General features: G+C 39.2%; 18 protein-coding genes. 15 read left to right on the top strand and 3 right to left on the bottom strand.

Features of this window, described 5'->3' with window-relative positions:
* The first annotated feature begins 187 nt into the window (after positions 1-187).
* The 14 genes from AC0VZ4_RS05190 (at position 188) to cyoE (ending at position 14,089) form a co-directional block, all read left to right on the top strand.
* Positions 188-1,531 (top strand): Na(+)-translocating NADH-quinone reductase subunit A, encoded by a 1,344-nt coding sequence (locus tag AC0VZ4_RS05190; protein ID WP_149606597.1) that lies wholly within the window; start codon positions 188-190, stop codon positions 1,529-1,531.
* A gap of 4 nt (positions 1,532-1,535) precedes the next feature.
* Positions 1,536-2,738, top strand: coding sequence for an NADH:ubiquinone reductase (Na(+)-transporting) subunit B (locus AC0VZ4_RS05195; protein WP_007376131.1), 1,203 nt, complete (start codon positions 1,536-1,538; stop codon positions 2,736-2,738).
* Positions 2,731-3,483: a Na(+)-translocating NADH-quinone reductase subunit C gene (locus AC0VZ4_RS05200; RefSeq protein WP_007376132.1), complete on the top strand. Its 753-nt coding sequence runs from the start codon at positions 2,731-2,733 to the stop codon at positions 3,481-3,483. The genes AC0VZ4_RS05195 and AC0VZ4_RS05200 overlap by 8 nt, the downstream gene beginning before the upstream one ends.
* Positions 3,483-4,115 carry an NADH:ubiquinone reductase (Na(+)-transporting) subunit D gene (locus AC0VZ4_RS05205; RefSeq protein WP_007376133.1) on the top strand — a complete coding sequence of 211 codons (633 nt, stop codon included), beginning with the start codon at positions 3,483-3,485 and terminating at the stop codon, positions 4,113-4,115. The genes AC0VZ4_RS05200 and AC0VZ4_RS05205 overlap by 1 nt, the downstream gene beginning before the upstream one ends.
* 10 nt (positions 4,116-4,125) lie before the next feature.
* On the top strand, positions 4,126-4,734 hold the full coding sequence (gene nqrE / locus AC0VZ4_RS05210) for an NADH:ubiquinone reductase (Na(+)-transporting) subunit E (protein ID WP_007376134.1): 609 nt from the start codon (positions 4,126-4,128) through the stop codon (positions 4,732-4,734).
* Between the two features lie 18 nt (positions 4,735-4,752).
* Positions 4,753-5,982, top strand: coding sequence for an NADH:ubiquinone reductase (Na(+)-transporting) subunit F (gene nqrF, locus AC0VZ4_RS05215; RefSeq protein ID WP_007376135.1), 1,230 nt, complete (start codon positions 4,753-4,755; stop codon positions 5,980-5,982).
* Between the two features lie 108 nt (positions 5,983-6,090).
* On the top strand, positions 6,091-7,122 hold the full coding sequence (locus AC0VZ4_RS05220) for an FAD:protein FMN transferase (RefSeq protein WP_475441108.1): 1,032 nt from the start codon (positions 6,091-6,093) through the stop codon (positions 7,120-7,122).
* A gap of 102 nt (positions 7,123-7,224) precedes the next feature.
* Positions 7,225-7,437: a (Na+)-NQR maturation NqrM gene (gene nqrM, locus AC0VZ4_RS05225; RefSeq protein ID WP_007376137.1), complete on the top strand. Its 213-nt coding sequence runs from the start codon at positions 7,225-7,227 to the stop codon at positions 7,435-7,437.
* 1,078 nt (positions 7,438-8,515) lie between these two features.
* Positions 8,516-8,935 carry a hypothetical protein gene (locus AC0VZ4_RS05230; protein ID WP_475441619.1) on the top strand — a complete coding sequence of 140 codons (420 nt, stop codon included), beginning with the start codon at positions 8,516-8,518 and terminating at the stop codon, positions 8,933-8,935.
* Between the two features lie 318 nt (positions 8,936-9,253).
* A complete protein-coding gene (cyoA, locus tag AC0VZ4_RS05235; protein WP_337151545.1) occupies positions 9,254-10,213 on the top strand; it encodes a ubiquinol oxidase subunit II in 960 nt (319 codons plus the stop codon).
* A 2-nt stretch (positions 10,214-10,215) separates the two neighbouring features.
* Positions 10,216-12,204, top strand: a complete 1,989-nt coding sequence (gene cyoB, locus AC0VZ4_RS05240) for a cytochrome o ubiquinol oxidase subunit I (RefSeq protein ID WP_475441109.1) — start codon at positions 10,216-10,218, stop codon at positions 12,202-12,204.
* On the top strand, positions 12,201-12,839 hold the full coding sequence (cyoC, locus tag AC0VZ4_RS05245; protein ID WP_475441110.1) for a cytochrome o ubiquinol oxidase subunit III: 639 nt from the start codon (positions 12,201-12,203) through the stop codon (positions 12,837-12,839). The genes cyoB and cyoC overlap by 4 nt, the downstream gene beginning before the upstream one ends.
* On the top strand, positions 12,839-13,195 hold the full coding sequence (cyoD, locus tag AC0VZ4_RS05250; protein ID WP_002958101.1) for a cytochrome o ubiquinol oxidase subunit IV: 357 nt from the start codon (positions 12,839-12,841) through the stop codon (positions 13,193-13,195). Before cyoC ends, cyoD begins: the two co-directional genes overlap by 1 nt.
* Positions 13,196-13,204: 9 nt before the next feature.
* Complete coding sequence (gene cyoE / locus AC0VZ4_RS05255) at positions 13,205-14,089, top strand: heme o synthase (RefSeq protein WP_475441111.1); 885 nt, start codon at positions 13,205-13,207, stop codon at positions 14,087-14,089.
* 429 nt (positions 14,090-14,518) lie between these two features.
* Here cyoE and AC0VZ4_RS05260 read toward each other — a convergent pair whose 3' ends face one another.
* Positions 14,519-15,487 carry an IS30 family transposase gene (locus AC0VZ4_RS05260; RefSeq protein ID WP_475439697.1) on the bottom strand — a complete coding sequence of 323 codons (969 nt, stop codon included), beginning with the start codon at positions 15,485-15,487 and terminating at the stop codon, positions 14,519-14,521.
* 14 nt (positions 15,488-15,501) lie between these two features.
* On the opposite strand from AC0VZ4_RS05260, the gene AC0VZ4_RS05265 reads away from it, so the two are divergent.
* Positions 15,502-17,109, top strand: coding sequence for an RICIN domain-containing protein (locus tag AC0VZ4_RS05265; protein WP_475441112.1), 1,608 nt, complete (start codon positions 15,502-15,504; stop codon positions 17,107-17,109).
* Between the two features lie 206 nt (positions 17,110-17,315).
* Here AC0VZ4_RS05265 and AC0VZ4_RS05270 read toward each other — a convergent pair whose 3' ends face one another.
* Together AC0VZ4_RS05270 and AC0VZ4_RS05275 are read right to left on the bottom strand one after the other, a co-directional pair.
* Positions 17,316-17,906 (bottom strand): FMN-binding negative transcriptional regulator, encoded by a 591-nt coding sequence (locus AC0VZ4_RS05270; protein WP_475441113.1) that lies wholly within the window; start codon positions 17,904-17,906, stop codon positions 17,316-17,318.
* Positions 17,906-18,481, bottom strand: a complete 576-nt coding sequence (locus AC0VZ4_RS05275) for a GNAT family N-acetyltransferase (RefSeq protein ID WP_475441114.1) — start codon at positions 18,479-18,481, stop codon at positions 17,906-17,908. The genes AC0VZ4_RS05270 and AC0VZ4_RS05275 overlap by 1 nt, the downstream gene beginning before the upstream one ends.
* Positions 18,482-18,540: the final 59 nt, after the last annotated feature.

Genomic DNA, 18,540 nt, shown 5'->3' on the forward strand with positions numbered 1-18,540 from the left:
GACTCGCATAGTCGCCCACAATGATGTTAAAATTAAGGCAATATGTGAAGAGTTTTTACCGCGTTGCTTGTTTAGTATTCATAGCAAGTTGTTCTTTGTATACATAGATATAACTTGGGATAGCTCAAATGGCGACGTGGTTGGTACGATTTTTCAGTTTCTTTCCGTTAATGTAGTGCAAGTGCGTATGATCAACATAAAAAAAGGTCTGGATTTACCCATAGAGGGCGCACCTCAGCAAGTTATTCACGACGGTTCTCCCGTCAAACGTGTAGCTGTGCTAGGTGAAGAGTTTATTGGTATGCGTCCAACCATGCATATCCGTATGGATGACCAAGTTAAAAAAGGCCAGGTACTTTTTGAAGATAAAAAGAACCCCGGCGTCCTATTTACCGCACCAGCTTCTGGTGTTGTAAAAGAAATAAATCGTGGTGCTAAGCGTGTGCTGCAATCTGTTGTTATTGAAGTAGACGGCAGTGAGCAAATCACCTTTGACTCTTTCTCTGACACTGAGCTTACGAGCTTAGATCGTGAAAAAGCTAAAGAAGTACTTATCCAGTCTGGTCAGTGGACGGCACTTCGTGCTCGCCCATTCAGCAAAGTTGCGGCTGTGGATGCAAATCCTAGCTCTATCTTTGTGACCGCTATTGACACTAATCCTCTTGCTGCAGATCCTGCGGTAGTTATTGCTGATAATGCGCAAGCATTCGAAGCGGGTTTAGCCGTTATATCGCGTTTGACTGATGGAAAAGTATTTGTTTGTAAGCAAGTTGGCAGTCAAGTTCCTAGCTCATCTATCGCTCAAGTAGAAGTACATGAGTTTGGTGGTGTGCACCCTGCTGGCCTTGTAGGCACTCATATCCATAATCTTGACCCTGTATCTGCTAGTAAACAAGTTTGGCATATTGGTTACCAAGACGTTATTGCGTATGGTCACTTATTCCTTACGGGTGAAATTTACACAAACCGTGTTGTTTCGCTTGCAGGTCCTCGTGTTAAAAACCCACGTTTAGTGAAAACACAATTAGGTGCTTCATTGGATGATTTAGTTGCTGGAGAATTAGAAGACGGTGATAACCGTGTTATTTCTGGTTCTGTTTTATCTGGCGCTACTTCAAACGGTGTTAATGCGTTCTTAGGTCGTTACCACGTTCAAGTATCTGTATTACTTGAAGGTCGCGAAAAAGAACTATTTGGCTGGATTGCACCAGGTAGTGATAAATTCTCTGTAACGCGTACATTCCTTTCTCACCTTACACCGAGTCGTTTATTTAAAATGACAACGTCTACAGGTGGTTCAAAACGTGCCATGGTTCCAATTGGTAGCTACGAGCGCGTGATGCCGTTAGATATTTTGCCTACACTATTATTACGTGACTTAATTGCACGCGATTTAGATAGTGCAATTTCACTGGGCGCGCTTGAACTTGATGAAGAAGATTTAGCGTTATGTACCTTCGTTTGTCCTGGCAAATACGAGTATGGTTCTATCCTGCGCGATTGCTTAACTACGATCGAGAAGGAAGGCTAGAGAGATGGGTTTAAAAAAATATCTAGAAGATATCGAGCCGAATTTTGAAGCCGGTGGAAAATATGAAAAATTTTATGCACTGTATGAAGCAGCTGCAACTATTTTTTATACACCAGGCTATGTAAATAAAGGCAAAACACACGTACGCGATAATATCGACCTAAAACGTATGATGATTTTAGTGTGGATGGCGACGTTCCCAGCTATGTTTTTTGGTATGTTCAACATCGGTCACCAGGCCGCAGGTGCTTTAGCACAAGGTTTTGAACTAGCAAATTCGTGGCAGGTTGGTCTGTTTCAGTTCTTTGGTGGTGAATTAACCGCTAATGCAGGCTGGGGCGCTAAAATGTTCTACGGAGCATGTTTCTTCCTACCAATTTACGCAGTCACGTTTGCTGTAGGTGGTTTTTGGGAAGTGATTTTTGCTTCTGTGCGTAAGCATGAAATTAATGAAGGTTTCTTCGTTACTTCTGTATTATTTGCACTTATTTTACCTGCAACAATTCCTTTATGGCAAGTTGCACTGGGTATCACGTTCGGTGTAGTAATCGCTAAAGAAATTTTTGGTGGTACTGGTCGTAACTTCTTAAACCCTGCTTTGGCTGGCCGTGCGTTCTTATTCTTCGCATACCCGGCACAAATTTCGGGTGACACAGTATGGACTGCAGTAGATTCTTTCTCTGGTGCGACTATGCTAGGCCAAGCTTTTGTTGGCACACTTGATTTTTCAAACATGGAATTATGGTGGAATGCATTTTACGGTTTCATTCAAGGTTCTGTTGGTGAGACATCGACACTTGCATTACTTGTAGGTGGTTTATTCTTAATTTACGTTCGCATCGCTTCTTGGCGTATCGTACTAGGTGTATTCCTTGGTATGGTAGCAACGGCATTCTTACTAAATGCTGTTGGCTCAGAAACTAACCCTGTATTTGCAATGCCTTGGTATTGGCATTTAGTGCTTGGTGGTTTTGCGTTTGGTATGTTCTTTATGGCTACAGACCCTGTATCAGCTGCATTTACTAATAAAGGTAAATTTGCATACGGTTTACTAATTGGTCTTATGGTGGTTCTTATCCGTGTTGTGAATCCTGCTTTCCCAGAAGGTATGATGCTAGCAATTTTATTTGCTAACTTATTTGCTCCACTGTTCGATCACTTTGTAGTGCAAGCTAATATCAAGCGGAGGTTGGCACGTAATGTCTAGTAATAACGAATCAATCGGTAAAACGTTAGCAGTTGTTGTAGCACTATGTTTAGTGTGTGCAATCATTGTATCGTTTGCTTCTGTACAGCTTCGTCCTTTACAGCAAGCTAATAAAAATAAAGATATTCAAAGCAATATCTTAGCAGCGGCAGGCATCGATAAAGTTGAAAATGTATCTGATACATTTAATGCTAAAATTGAAGCGCGCGTTGTAAATATGACCACAGGTGAGTTTGTAGACACAGACCCAACAATCTTTGATTTTGAAAAAAGCAAATACGATGCAGCGCTAAGTGTTTCTCTTCAAGAGAAAGGCGTTAAAGACATTGCTGGTATTCAACGTGTGACTAAAGAGTCTCCGGTGTATATCTCGAAAAAAGAAGATGGCTCTATTGATGCAATCATTCTTCCTATTCAGGGCTACGGCTTATGGGGCTTAATGTACGGTTTTATCTCGCTTGAAAGCGATGGCGAAACAGTTAAAAACATTATTTTCTACAAGCATAATGAAACGCCTGGCTTAGGTGGTGAAATTCAAAATCCACAGTGGACTGCTACGTGGCAAGGTAAAGAGCTACCAATTCAAATTGTTAAAGGTACTGCGGGCGATAATGAGCATAAGATCGATGGTCTTTCAGGTGCTACATTAACGTCTAACGGTGTTGAACATGCAGTTGACTTTTGGACTGGCGAAAACGGCTTTGGCCCTTTCCTTGCGAAAGTACGTAAAGGAGCATTGAAATAATGGCTGATACTAAAGAAATGAAGGCGGTCCTATTTGGTCCGGTTTTAGCTAACAACCCAATCGCACTACAAGTACTGGGTATTTGTTCTGCGTTAGCGGTAACGTCTAGCTTAAAAAATGCGTTAATCATGTCAATAGCATTGACCTTGGTAACTGCGTTTTCGAGCTTCTTTATCTCGACTATTCGTAACCAGATCCCATCGTCAGTACGTATCATTGTACAAATGACGATTATTGCATCATTAGTTATTGTTGTTGACCAAGTACTGCAAGCGTTTTCTTATGCTACGGCTAAAGAGCTTTCAGTCTTCGTTGGTCTAATTATTACTAACTGTATTGTAATGGGTCGTGCTGAAGCATATGCGATGAAGTCGCCACCACTAATGTCATTCCTTGACGGTATTGGTAATGGTTTAGGCTATTCTGTTGTTTTACTTACTGTTGGTTTCATTCGTGAGCTATTCGGTAAAGGAACACTATTCGGTGTTGATATTATCCCATTAGTACAAGATGGCGGTTGGTATCAACCTATGGGTCTATTGATATTACCACCGAGTGCATTCTTCATCATTGGTTTATTCATATGGGTACTTCGTACTTATAAGAAAGACCAAGTAGAAGCTAAAGCGTAAGGGGCACACAGTGGAACATTATATTAGTTTATTTGTAAAAGCCGTTTTTATTGAAAACTTAGCGTTATCATTTTTCTTAGGCATGTGTACTTTTTTAGCAGTATCAAAAAAAGTGACTACTTCAATTGGCCTAGGTGTAGCGGTTATCGTTGTTTTAGGTATTTCAGTACCTGTTAATAACTTAGTTTACCATGCTGTATTAGCACCAGGTTCACTTACGTGGCTTGGTTATCCTGATGCAGACCTTAGCTTTTTACGTTTCTTAACTTTCATTGGCGTTATAGCAGCGCTAGTGCAAATTCTTGAAATGGTATTAGATAAGTTCTTCCCAGTACTTTACAACGCATTAGGTATCTTTTTACCATTGATCACAGTTAACTGTGCAATCTTTGGTGCGGTATCTTTCATGGTTGAGCGTAACTATAACTTCGGTGAGTCTGTTGTTTATGGTATTGGCGCTGGTGTTGGTTGGGCACTTGCAATTACATTACTTGCAGGTATCCGTGAGAAAATGAAGTATTCAGACGTGCCAGACGGCTTACGTGGTTTAGGTATTACCTTCATCACTGTTGGTTTAATGGGACTTGGCTTTATGTCATTCTCTGGTATTTCACTGTAAAGGTAGCGAGGATAAATCATGGATTATCAGATTTTCTTAGGCGTTGGTGTTTTTATCGCTATCGTTGTACTACTGGTTTTAGTCATCATTGGTGCTAAATCTCAGTTAGTTGCAAGTGGTGATATTATCATTAGCATTAATGGCGACCCAGATAAAGCCATTAAAACATCAGCAGGTAGTAAGCTTTTAGGCGCGCTATCTGAGTCAGGTATATTTGTATCATCTGCATGTGGTGGCGGTGGCTCTTGTGGCCAGTGTCGTGTACACATTAAAGAAGGTGGTGGCGATATTCTGCCAACTGAGCTTGATCACATATCTAAAGGCGAAGCCCGTGAAGGCTGTCGTTTAGCGTGTCAGGTAAATGTTAAAAACGACATGGAAATTGAGCTTGAAGAGTCAATTTTCGGTGTTAAGAAGTGGGATTGTGAAGTTATCTCTAACGATAACAAAGCAACGTTCATTAAAGAACTTAAGCTGCAAATTCCAGATGGCGAGTCAGTGCCGTTCCGTGCGGGTGGTTACATCCAAATCGAAGCGCCACCTCATCACGTTAAATATGCAGATTTCGATGTTCCTGAAGAATATCGTGGTGATTGGAACCACTTTGGTTTCTTCGATCTGGAGTCAAAAGTAGACGAAGAGACTATTCGTGCTTACTCAATGGCTAACTACCCAGAAGAAGAAGGCATCATTATGCTTAACGTGCGTATTGCTGCTCCACCGCCAAGAAACCTTAGCTTGCCGTGTGGTAAAATGTCTTCGTACATTTGGTCACTTACAGCTGGCGATAAAGTAACTATTTCGGGTCCATTTGGTGAGTTCTTTGCTAAAGACACCGATGCAGAGATGGTATTTGTTGGTGGTGGTGCTGGTATGGCGCCAATGCGTTCTCATATCTTTGACCAACTTAAACGTTTGAACTCTAAACGTAAGATGAGCTTTTGGTATGGTGCACGTTCTGAGCGTGAAATGTTCTACGTAGAAGATTTTGACGGCTTAGCCGCTGAAAACCCTAACTTCGTATGGCATACAGCACTTTCAGATCCACAACCTGAAGATAACTGGGAAGGCTACACTGGCTTTATCCATAACGTGTTATTTGAGAATTATCTTAAAGATCACGAAGCGCCTGAAGATTGTGAGTACTACATGTGTGGTCCTCCAATGATGAACGCGGCAGTTATTACTATGCTTAAAGATTTAGGTGTTGAAGACGAAAATATCTTACTAGATGACTTCGGTGGCTAACACTAATACCAAAACAGTTTAGTTTTGGTTAAAATACCAGCCTCGTAGCACTTGTGTTACGAGGCTTTTTTATTCTTTAATTTTATCAATCTATTAAGTAGAACAGTTATGAATCGAGTAAGTACTTCACAAGGCATAATGGCCTTTTTACTAATTACACTGACTTTATTATTGTCTGGTTGTGGTGAAAAGCCAGAGTTAAAAGAAACCTTTTTAGAAGGTAAGACTATGGGCACTACTTATCATATTAAATATTATGATGAGCAAGCCCAGCTATCGGCTTCACAACTACAGCTGCAAATAGACGCTGTTTTAAAAGATGTGAACCAATCTATGTCTACTTACATAGAAGACTCTGAAATAAATACATTTAACAGATTACCTGCAAATCAAGTCATGCCAATTAGCGAAGATTTTAGGGCTGTTATAAGCGAGTCTATTCGCTTGGGTGAGTCAACCAAAACACTTGATGTCACTATGGGGCCTTTAATTGATTTATGGGGGTTTGGCCCAGATAAAAAGCCAACTAATCGTCCTAGCGATGAAGAGCTTGTAAGTATGATTAAAAATATAGGCGTTGATAAGCTTACGCTAACAGCTCAAGGTTTGGCTAAAAAAGTTGCAGGCTTAGAGTTATCGTTTTCGGCAACGGCTAAAGGCTACGGTATTGATAAGGTGGCGCAGTTATTAGAAAGCCACAATATTACCAATTACATGGTTGAAATTGGCGGTGAGCTACGAATTGCAGGCGAGAAGCCAAATAATAAAGATTGGGTAATTGCTATAGAGCAACCAGACGCACAACCTGGAGAGCGTAAAGTACACCGTATTTTGTCGCCAGGTACAAATGGTATTGCTACATCGGGTGATTATCGTATTTTTTATGAAATGGATGGTGAAATTTATACTCACTTAATTGATCCCGTGACCGGCATGCCGATTAAGCACGACTTAGTGTCGGTAACCGTGCTTCATTCAAGTGCTATGACTGCCGATGGTCTTGCGACAGCATTAACTGTTATGGGTATGGATAAAGCGCAAGCTTATGCTGAGCAGCATGATTTACCCGTGTACTTAATAGGTAAATCGAAAGACGGTTTAATAACCTACTCAAGCCCTGCATTTAAACCTTATTTATAGTATGGTGCGGGTTTGTTTATTTCCACGTTATTTGAGTATATAATAGCAGTCGCTCAACAATGTTTTGAGCTTAATTTATTGCTGATCAATAGGGGCTAAGCAATGTCACTTTTTCTTCTTACTTTTGGCTTACTAATTTTGATAGTTTCGGCTATGGCCGTTGGTATGATCGTGCAAAAAAAATCTATGGCAAGCAGCTGTGGTGGTTTAGGTTCGGTTGGTATTGATAAAGCCTGTGATTGCGATGATCCATGTGATAAACGCAAAAACCGTTTAGCAAAAGAGCAAGCCTGGAAAGAAAACCAAATTATTTAAGTCTGTCTTAAATATTAAAAAGCGCTTTATAGCGCTTTTTTTGTGTCTGTAAAACGCCTCAACATCATAGCTTCCAAAGCAATCCAATCTAAATGTATTAGATAAAGGTATATAGTTTAGTTTTTTTCACCTATTAGGTTTATTTTTCTCGTTTGTCAAATTGGAGCTAACACTCTAAAGTTTAATCATAGACACAGAGCAAGGCTCTAGTCATAAGCTTGAGGCAACTTAGCCTCGCTTAAAAGAATCTTTATATTGTGTGTGAAGATGTTGTTAGTGTGAAAGGCAACTCAAGTTCGGTGGATTCACTTCCATAAAGAACGAGTTTGGGTTGTTTTTATTTCCTTTCAATTGCCACGCAGTGTAAGCCAAGAATCTTTATATTGTGTGTGAAGATGTTGTCAGTGTGAAAGGCAACTCAAGTTCGGTGGATTCACTTCCATAAAGAACGAGTTTGAGTTGTTTTTATTCCCTACAATTGCCACGTAGTGTAAACCAAGAATCTTTATATTGTGTGTGAAGATGTTGTCAGTGTGAAAGGCAACTCAAGTTCGGTGGTGACTGAATTTGGGTTGTTTTTATTTCATTTCAATTGCCACGTAATGTAAACCAAGAATCTTTATATTGTGTGTGAAGATGTTGTCAGTGTGAAAGGCAACTCAAGTTCGGTGGTGACTTAGCTTGAGTTGTTTTTATTTGTGCGACACAATTATTACTCCCTCCTAAAACCTATAATTCTATTAAATATTTCTCTTTAAATCGTTTTTCATTTAATCTAACTCAATGTTTTTTATATTGTTATTTTTTATTAACAAAATAGCTTCGAAAGCTTAACTCAAATTAATTGATTTTTAGTTGAACAGAAAATTCTCTTTGTTATACTCACGTTCGAACTTTCAGTAAGTTTTGAAAGTTCGGTTGATACGGATCAATTTTCGCTAGGTAAATATGTGCTAGCTGGATTTGATTGTATTTAGCACCTGGTTTTAGGGTTTACAACAGCAATATTTTTTAAATTTCTCCATTGCAAACTGTATTACTCTAATTTTGTTATAGTCATTTTAGTAGGTTAATGTCTTTGAACACACTTTCGTTGCATCATACAATTACGGAACTTGCCTCTGGCGAGCCGCAGACGTGTGAACGCTTGAATAAAGCAGGCAAGGGCGTGTGTGTAGCTATAACTTTATTAGTGTTTAACACTGTAATGTTGCTAAGCGGTGCATTAGAGGATGTCTTCAAGCTTGAAGCGCTATTAAGTGATGGGTTTATTGTAGAGCCACTGTTACTTAATCTTGCGCAATTTTTAGCTCATCCGATCATATCAAGTCAGTTACTTATTGGCCTTTGTTGGTTATTGTTCCATATTTGTCCAGCACGTCGTGCTGGCATAATCCTCCGTAAAGCAGCCTTTGCTTTTAGCGAGGCTAAAGTTCTTCAGCCTGTGATCTCTTCACATGGTTGTCGTGCTCCACCTAGCTTTACAGGTTGCCTGTAACGCTGCATCTTGTTGCTGGTTTTAATTATTTGTTCTTGCTGTAAATAATTAAGGTTAGCTAAAACAAAGTAGCTCCGTGTTTTTTAAACACATTTCAGCCAACCACCACTCACCCAAGTTAATTTTTATTACGTTATATAAATGCGTTTAGAAAGCTGGGTTTGTTGCTAGGTCATTAATGGCATGAGCTCTAGGTTTTGAATAGCCCCCTTATTTTTATAATTTAATTCTAGTTAACTTGGGTTTTTATTGAAAAATCGTTGCTTTGGTTTTTATTTTAAGCAGCAAATTGAAACTCTAGGTTTGTAGGATACTCCCTTGTTAATTCGTAACCTTTGTAATATTGCTTTAGCTAGTACAGTGCTGGCGTTGTCAGGCTGTAAAGGCGGGATACTCGATCCAAAAGGGCAGATAGGCATTGATGAGAAAAATTTAATCATCATCGCAACCGTGCTTATGTTGCTTGTAGTCGTTCCCGTTATTGTGATGACTTTGTATTTCGCATGGAAATATAGAGACACACAAACTCATGAAATTTATGCGCCAAAATGGGCTCATTCAAATAAAATTGAAGCCGCAGTTTGGGCTGTTCCTATTGTTATTGTGATCATTTTAGGTGTTATTACCTGGCAGTCTACCCAAGAGCTAGACCCTTACAAACCAATTGAAGGTAAAGGTAAGCATCTAACTGTTGAAGTGGTTTCATTAAATTGGAAATGGCTATTTATATATCCTGAGCAAGGTATTGCTACGGTTAATGAATTAGTGTTCCCAGCAAATGTACCTGTTGAATATAAAATCACCTCAGAGAGCACAATGAATTCATTTTTTATTCCGCAATTGGGTAGTCAAATATACTCAATGGCTGGGATGGAAACCAAGCTTCACTTAATTGCAAATGAGCCAGGTACGTTTAAAGGCTTTTCAGCAAATTACAGCGGCGCAGGTTTCACTGGCATGAAATTTAATGCCATTGCTACACCTACACAAGCAGACTTTGATAAGTGGGTGAGTGATGTGAAAGCGAATTCAAGCGCTAATAACCTGACTCATGCAAATTATGTTGAGCTTGCAAAAGCAAGCGAAAATAACCCAGTAGCATATTACGGAAAAGTTGATGACGGCTTATTTCATACCATCGTGATGAAATACATGCAGGCGCATGGCGATATGAACAAAAAACACCATGCAATGGGCGAACATGGGCAAATGAGTAAAAAGCATCATGAAATGAGTGAGCACTCAATGCCTTCATCTCACAGCCAAGGCGAGGAATAATAATGTCGTTATTAGGTAATCTTTCACTCGACGCAATTCCGTTTCATGAGCCAATTCTTGTGTTCACGATGTCGGTTATTGCGATAGCTGGGCTTATTATTGCCGGGCTTATTACAAAGTATAAAAAATGGGGCGTGCTTTGGCGCGACTGGATCACGTCTGTTGATCACAAACGCTTAGGCGTAATGTATATTCTTTTAGCACTAATAATGCTGTTTCGTGGTTTTTCTGATGCAATAATGATGCGTGCGCAGTTGGCACTTGCTACCAGTGGTGCGCCAGGTTATTTACCACCAGAACACTACGACCAAATATTTACTGCCCACGGCGTAATTATGATCATATTTATGGCAATGCCATTTATGATTGGTCTAATGAACATTGTATTACCACTTCAAATTGGTGCTCGCGATGTTGCTTTTCCATTTTTAAATAATTTAAGTTTTTGGTTTACAGCCAGTGGTGCAATTTTAATTAACTTGTCACTTGTGTTTGGTGAGTTTGCAAAAACAGGTTGGGTGGCTTATCCGCCGCTTTCGGAGTTGACCTTTAGCCCTGGGGTGGGGGTCGATTATTATATTTGGGCCTTGCAAATATCTGGGCTCGGTACACTTTTAACGGCAGTAAACTTTTTAGCAACCGTGTTTAAAATGCGTGCACCAGGTATGACCCTAATGAAAATGCCAATTTTCACATGGACATGTACGTGGGCAAACATCTTAATTGCAGCATCATTCCCAATTTTAACGGCTGTACTTGCAATGCTAACGCTTGACCGTTACCTCGATTTTCACTTCTTTACCAATGAATTGGGCGGTAACGCCATGATGTACATCAACCTATTTTGGGCATGGGGTCATCCTGAGGTATACATATTAGTATTACCAGCGTTTGGTATTTTTTCTGAAATTATTTCGACCTTTGCCGGTAAACGTTTATTTGGTTATAAATCGATGGTTTACGCCAGCGGTGCAATCTCAATTCTAGGCTTTATTGTTTGGTTACATCACTTCTTTACGATGGGGTCGAGCGCTAACGTTAACGCGTTCTTTGGGGTAATGACCATGGTTATTGCCGTACCAACTGGGGTTAAGTTGTTTAACTGGTTATTTACTATTTACCGAGGTCGTTTACGTATTAGCATACCGGTACTTTGGACACTTGGCTTTATGGTTACCTTTACCGTAGGCGGTATGACCGGTGTATTACTTGCCATTCCTGGTGCTGATTACGTACTGCATAACAGCTTATTCTTAATTGCACATTTTCATAACACCATTATTGGTGGTGCTGTATTTGGCTACCTTGCTGGTTTTGTATTTTGGTTCCCTAAAGCAATGGGCTTTAAACTTAACGAAAAATGGGGCAAAGCATCATTTTGGTGTTGGATTATCGGTTTCTTCGTTGCATTTATGCCGTTGTACGTACTTGGTTTCTTAGGTATGACACGTCGTTTAAACCACACTAACAATCCAGATTGGAACATGTGGTTATACATTGCCGCAGGCGGTGCTGTAATTATTATGTTTGGTATTGTTAGCCAAGTAATTCAATTATATGTGAGCTTTAGAGACCGTGAAGCGCTTGACGATACAACAGGCGATCCGTGGAACGGCCACACACTTGAGTGGGCTACAAGTTCACCTCCGCAAATTTATAACTTTGCAACAATTCCACACATCGATGATATTGATGCATGGACCGACATGAAAGAAAAAGGCCAAGCATACCAAGGTAAAGCAAACTATAGCCCTATTCATATGCCTAAAAACACATCAGCTGGCGTGTTCATGGCAGCAAGCTTAACAGTATTTTGTTTTGCAATGATTTGGCATATTTGGTGGTTAGCTGTTGTTGGGCTAGTGGGTGGAATTGCCATCTTTATCAAACGTTGTTACACCAGCGATGTTGATTACTATATTCAACCTGATGAAATTGCACGCACTGAAGCTGCGTATAATTCAAGTGGCATTAAGGAGCTAAAAGCGTGAGTACACTTTCTGCAAATTTAGAATCAGTATCGCATGATGCTCATGCTCATGCTCATGCCCACGCGCATGAGCACCACGATACTTCGGGTGATACCGTATTTGGTTTTTGGTTATACCTAATGACCGATTGCCTACTGTTTGCCTCATTTTTTGCCACTTACGCTGTGTTATTTATGAACACAGCCGGTGGTGTATCGGGTAAAGATATTTTTGAACTCGACTTTGTAGCAGTAGAAACTGCAGCACTACTGATTAGTAGTATTACCTTTGGTTTTGCCATGATTGCCGCTCAAGGGCAAAAAAAGGCACTAACACTGATTTGGTTATTTGTTACGTTTTGTTTAGGTGCAGTGTTTATTAGTATGGAAGTATACGAATTTCATCACCTAATTGTGCATGGTAATGGCCCACAACAAAGTGCCTTTTTAACATCGTTTTTCTCATTGGTCGGCTTACATGGTTTACATGTAACTGCTGGGCTGATTTGGATGACCATAATGATGATAGAAGTTGCTAAACGTGGTTTAGGTAAAGCAACCGTAACGCGTTTAAGCTGCTTAAGCCTATTTTGGCACTTCTTAGACATTGTTTGGATTTGTGTATTTACCGTTGTTTATTTGATGGGAGCAATGTAATGAGCCACAGCGAAACGCATGCGTTAAAGCAAACGCAAAGTGATCATCATGATGAATCTCATGGCAGTGTTAAAACTTACTTAATTGGCTTTGTACTATCGGTAATTTTAACTGCTATCCCGTTTTATATGGTTATGGAAGGTGACTTCTCAAAAGCAACAACGCTTTGGAGCATTGTTACTTTAGCAATCGTACAAATTTGGGTGCATTTAAAGTACTTTTTACACCTTAATTTTACCACCGAAGATGGTCGTGCAAGTACATTCTCATTCCTATTCAGTGCCCTGATCATCGTAATGGTTGTTGGGTTATCTGTTTGGATCATTTATGAATCTAACGCAATGATGATGTACTAGGAGTTGAAGATGTTTCGTCGTTATTTATCAGTGACAAAGCCGGGTATTATTATGGGCAATTTGATCAGCGTAGCGGGCGGGTTTTTACTTGCCTCGCGCGGTGACATAGACCCATGGTTAATGATTGCCACATTAATTGGTTTGTCGCTAGTGGTTGCATCAGGTTGTGCTATCAACAATGTTATAGATAGAGACATAGATGTGGCCATGGCGCGTACTCGTACGCGAGTAACAGTAACAGGCGAAATGTCGGCCTTTGCTGCACTTAGTCACGGTATTTTATTGGGTGTTGTAGGCTTTGGTTTACTGATTGCTTACACCACTCAAGCCGCGGTATTTTTTGCAGCCTTTGGCTACGTAATTTATGTAGGGGTTTATAGCCTCTACATGAAACGTAACTCAGTATATGGCACTTTTGTAGGTAGTCTTTCTGGCGCTGTACCGCCAGTAGTTGGTTACTGCGCCGTAACAGGACAGTTCGATATGGGCGCATTAATACTGCTAGTCATGTTTAGCTTGTGGCAAATGCCGCACTCTTACGCCATCGCTATTTTTCGCTTTAAAGATTACCAAGCGGCAGGTATTCCTGTATTACCAGTAGCGCAAGGTATCGACAAAGCAAAACGCCACATTGTGCTTTATATTGCTGTATACGCCTTAGTGGTGATGTTACTGCCAATTACTGGTTACACAGGTGCTGCTTTTATGGCTGTTGCTTGTATTACCAGCTTTTGGTGGTTGCTAATGGCGCTACGTGGTTATCGTCGTAATATTGATATGAGCAGTTGGGCACGTAAAGTGTTCGCATTTTCAATTATTAATATTACAGCGTTAAGTATTGCAATGGCTGTTGACTATCATAGTATTGCTCCACAGCTATTAACGCTTACCTAATTTAAAAATTTTTAACTATTCCAAAGTTAATCCAAAGGCTCGAAAGGGCCTTTTTTTATATTTATAGCATGTTTTTATAGGTGTAATTAGTAATAAACTTGCTAGAACTTTATTTCAATCATTTCAATTTAAGAGCAAGTATCACCTTAAGTCGATTTCAAGACCATTTTAAATAATATGACCCTCGTAGTTTGAATAAATAAAACACACGTTAGGAAGAACTCACATTTAAGAAGAGCGTTTAAAATAGTTGAGTAGAGATTGACTATTTAAACCTAACTTTAAAAAGATATAATGACAGTGAATGTTAATAAAATATTGACGTTTGGTTTTGTTGTGCAATTATGCTACCGGTGGTATTGTTTTTTTATTTTCTTGCTTTGCCTAAGTTTTTGTTTATATCTTGAATTCAAGTATTAAGTGCAATCATTATGCAGCCACCAGAACTTCTGATTGCCCCGTAAATAACTCATGAGGGGTTTTATACCCTCTTGTTTTTCTTGGCCGATGGTTGAGCTTATCAACTGCCGCCTGTATTTCTGCTTCACTTAGCGACATAAAGTCAGTTCCCTTGGGGAAGAAGCGTCTAAGTAAGCCGTTGGTATTCTCATTTATGCCCCGCTCCCATGATGAATATGGGTGAGCGAAATACACATCCGCTTCTAATTTTTGTGCAACATGCTCATGGTGAGCAAACTCTTTTCCATTATCTAAAGTCACGGTAATAACCTTACCTTTATAGGGTGTCATACACTTGATCAGCGCATCGGCTGTTATTTTCGCATGCTTGCTTTCAATTCTGTGAACGACTGTATATAACGTTTTACGTTCAACCATTGTAACAAGGGCATTTTTACGCCCTTTGCCTATCACTGTATCGCCCTCCCAATCACCAATCCTAGACTTTGAATCCACAATACTTGGGCGTTCATCAATACTGACTCGATTAACTATCTGTCCACGTTTATCGTAGCTTCCATAGCGTTTTTTATACTTTTTACATGCACGAGTGAGTGTCTTATGTAGTTCACCACCACGAGCCTTGTCTCTGTAAATATATTGATAAATCGTTTCATGATGCAAAACGACCTTTTTCTCTAAAGCTAAGCGGCCTGCCACCTGCTCTGGCGAAAGTCCGTCAACCAACAATTTATTAATCCAGTCAGTAACATCATCTGTTAACTTACTTGCTTTGAAAGATGACTTGCGTCTTTGCTCTGCAAAATTATTGGCTTGGTTAGGTCGATAGCCTTTAAGCCCTTTATTGCGTTTTAACTCTCTAGAGATAGATGACGGTGAACGAGTGAGTTCATCAGCTATCTGTTTTTGGTTATTTCCTGCTTTTATTAACGCGTAAATCTGGTATCTTTCTGCTTGTGTCAGCTGTTTATATTTCATTAAAGCAATTTCCTTTGGCGAGAGAATGGCCGAATTATAACAGCTGGCCATCTAATCTGAGAAATTGCACTTATTATCCGAATTTAGGTTTAATATCAACACAGGCAAAAGCAGAAAACTGTAAAGCTCTACCAAAAAATAATCAACGGTATCAAATTGTTAACTTTAGTTCAGATAAAGCGATTGATGTTGATAAAAAATCAAGAGAGTCTGGTGCTAATATCATCTCTTATGCAAAAAATAGCGGAACAAATCAGCAATTTATCTTTAATGATTTAGGAAATGGTTTTTGGACAATTAAAGCTTCACATAGTGACTTGTTTTTGGATGTATCAGAGCGCTCTCAAGCTAATGGTGGCAATATTATTCAGTGGGCAGCGTCTGGGCAATCAAATCAACAATGGCGATTGTTACAAGATTCTACGGGGGCATTTAGTATTCGTTCCGCTTTTAGTGATAAGGCAATTACGGTAGCGGGGAGTGATAATGGGGCAAACATTTATCAAAATGATGATTTAAATGTTAGTTCGCAACGTTGGTACTTAAACCCAGTCAATGGAAGCTGCGATAGCGCGAACGATTCAAATATTGATGTAACGGGCTTTGCATCACTTCCAGGCAGTGATGGTTTAGCAACAACGACAGGAGGCGCAGGAGGGTCTTCAATAACGGTAACGAGCTGTAGTGCATTAAAATCAGCATTGGTATCGTCAAACACAACGATTATCCAAATTCCAAATAATACACACATTGATTGTCGTACCGGCGGTTCAACCGTAGCAGCATGTGCTATTGAGTGTCCTGAGTATCAGGATCCAGGAGAAATATTTTATCGTATACCTAATTCGGGACAAAGTTGTACATCATCAGGTGGTACAACAAATACGACCGTAAACAAGGTACGTAATGATATTTCCATTAGTGTTAAATCAAATAAAACCCTAATCGGTTTAGGTGACAATGCTAAAATTATTGGCGCGACATTAGATCTAAGCAATAGTAAAAACATTATTGTTAAAAACCTCAATATTGACAATATCAATCCTCATTTGGTTGAGGGGGGAGACGGCATCAGTTTGAATAGTTCAAGCCATATAGTTATTGACCATGTTAATTTTTCTAATTTTTCTAATATTTCTGATGGTTATGTCGATATCAAAAACAGTAAAAATATTACGCTAAGTCACAATGAATTTGACGGCTATAACCCATTCGTATGTGGTAACCAGCATTGGTATACTAATGCGGTCACTGATTCAGAAGTTACATTTCATCATAACTTTTGGAATTACACTGCAGGGCGAAATCCTAAATTAGATGGCAGTAAAACACGTGCCCATTTATATAATAATTATTGGCTCGAAATTACTTATTTCGCGATTAATACGACAAATGAGGCGCAAGCACTTATTGAATCTAATTATTTTTATGATAGCAGAAGACCACATTGGAATGTGTCAGGCTATATGAAAGCGAGCAACAATGTTTACGCTGCACAGTCTGCAACTGATCCGCAAAGAGATACTGGAAATAGTGTGTTTACTGATGTGAGTATGTATATTTATCAATTGGATGATGCTTATCAAATGCCACTATTGAATGGAGAGTCTGGCCCTGAGTAATAAATGCTATTGCTAATAATCGGGTTATTTAACTATTCATTGTTTAGATTAAGTTCGGGTTTAAAGGTTAATTGATATGTAAATTATAATTTTAAGTTAACCTTATTTTAGCTGAGATTACTTGAATTTTCTGAGTTTGATTTTTAATCAAGGGGCTCTTTAATGGCCCCTAACAAGAATTATTAGAATGCGAGCAAGGTTTTTTGCTAGTTAAATAACGCTGCAATACTACCTTTATTTTCACTTGCTAAGCTGTTTTTTATAGCTGCTCTTACATCGACTGGTTTGTTTTGATTTAATTTAAAGTTTCCTTGCCAGTGAATAGGAGTAAACGTTATAAAACTAAGTTGTTGATACATTGCTTCACGGTGATTTTTTGGCACCTCATCAATACTCCACATTGGCGTAAAGCCTTGCTCAAAATAGGTTGTTAATTGCCTCATTATTTTTTCTTTCTCATTATCGCTTTTAATAATATCTACTTTTGCGGTTACTTGTACTGATGAGTAAAGCCAGCTCGGCAGTGTTTTATTATTACTATACGAGGGAGATAGATAACAGTTATCGCCACTAAAGAGTAATTTTACTGACTGTTTATCACATTGCGCTAGCGGGTTATTTTTTGCTACGTGAGCAATAAATACATTACGTGAGGGCTCATATAATACAGGTACTTGGCATATATTATTTAAGTCACTTTGCGAGCAGGGCATTAAAATACTCGCTAGAGGGAATTGCTTAACTAAAGCCTGTAAACGTTCAATATTATGTTCTTGAAAATGTATTGGTGGGTACATTAAAGCTTCTCCTCTAACTGTAATTTAATACTCTGCCAATGCTCGTCAATAATGCTAAATTTTGCAGTGCTTCTGTAACTCCCATCACTAAGGAGTCTGTCTTTATAAGCTACGCCCTCAAATCGGGCGCCTAGTCGAGTAATTGCATTTCGAGATTTTTGATTTTGTTCGTGAGTATTAAATGTTATTCGCACTAAATTCAACGCGTCAAAAGCATAGCTAAGCAGTAAATATTTCGTGTGAGTATTAATATAAGTTTGCTGCCAGTGATGGCTTATAAATGTATGACCAATTTCAGCACTTAAGTTATGTGTATCTAATCTAAATAGTCGTGTAGTGCCTACAACCTCTTTGCTGGCTATGTCTATTATGGCAAATACAATTTGTTCTTTTTTATTAAATTGTGCACTAGTAGTAAACCATTCCTTTAACAGTTCAGGTGTTTTTGCATAGTTGCTTAATACCCATTCCCATATTTTTGGATGCTGCCCAGCTTTATATAAGCCGTTTAAATGCTCATAATTTAATGGCTCTAGTATGACCTTATTTGTTTTATGTACCTGTTGAGTAAACATATTGCCTCTAAGCTTTGCTATTTGCGAGCAACAAATGTACGCTTATTTGGTTTGGTAAA

This window comes from Pseudoalteromonas sp. QJM3NY_22, assembly GCF_056173065.1.

Bases quoted from the DNA above. Each gene is read 5' to 3' on its own strand.
- AC0VZ4_RS05190 (WP_149606597.1), top strand. From the start codon at position 188: ATGATCAACATAAAAAAAGGTCTGGATTTACCCATAGAGGGCGCACCT.
- AC0VZ4_RS05195 (WP_007376131.1), top strand. From the start codon at position 1,536: ATGGGTTTAAAAAAATATCTAGAAGATATCGAGCCGAATTTTGAAGCC.
- AC0VZ4_RS05200 (WP_007376132.1), top strand. From the start codon at position 2,731: ATGTCTAGTAATAACGAATCAATCGGTAAAACGTTAGCAGTTGTTGTA.
- AC0VZ4_RS05205 (WP_007376133.1), top strand. From the start codon at position 3,483: ATGGCTGATACTAAAGAAATGAAGGCGGTCCTATTTGGTCCGGTTTTA.
- nqrF (WP_007376135.1), top strand. From the start codon at position 4,753: ATGGATTATCAGATTTTCTTAGGCGTTGGTGTTTTTATCGCTATCGTT.
- AC0VZ4_RS05220 (WP_475441108.1), top strand. From the start codon at position 6,091: ATGAATCGAGTAAGTACTTCACAAGGCATAATGGCCTTTTTACTAATT.
- nqrM (WP_007376137.1), top strand. From the start codon at position 7,225: ATGTCACTTTTTCTTCTTACTTTTGGCTTACTAATTTTGATAGTTTCG.
- cyoB (WP_475441109.1), top strand. From the start codon at position 10,216: ATGTCGTTATTAGGTAATCTTTCACTCGACGCAATTCCGTTTCATGAG.
- cyoD (WP_002958101.1), top strand. From the start codon at position 12,839: ATGAGCCACAGCGAAACGCATGCGTTAAAGCAAACGCAAAGTGATCAT.
- cyoE (WP_475441111.1), top strand. From the start codon at position 13,205: ATGTTTCGTCGTTATTTATCAGTGACAAAGCCGGGTATTATTATGGGC.
- AC0VZ4_RS05260 (WP_475439697.1), bottom strand. From the start codon at position 15,487: ATGAAATATAAACAGCTGACACAAGCAGAAAGATACCAGATTTACGCG.
- AC0VZ4_RS05270 (WP_475441113.1), bottom strand. From the start codon at position 17,906: ATGTACCCACCAATACATTTTCAAGAACATAATATTGAACGTTTACAG.
- AC0VZ4_RS05275 (WP_475441114.1), bottom strand. From the start codon at position 18,481: ATGTTTACTCAACAGGTACATAAAACAAATAAGGTCATACTAGAGCCA.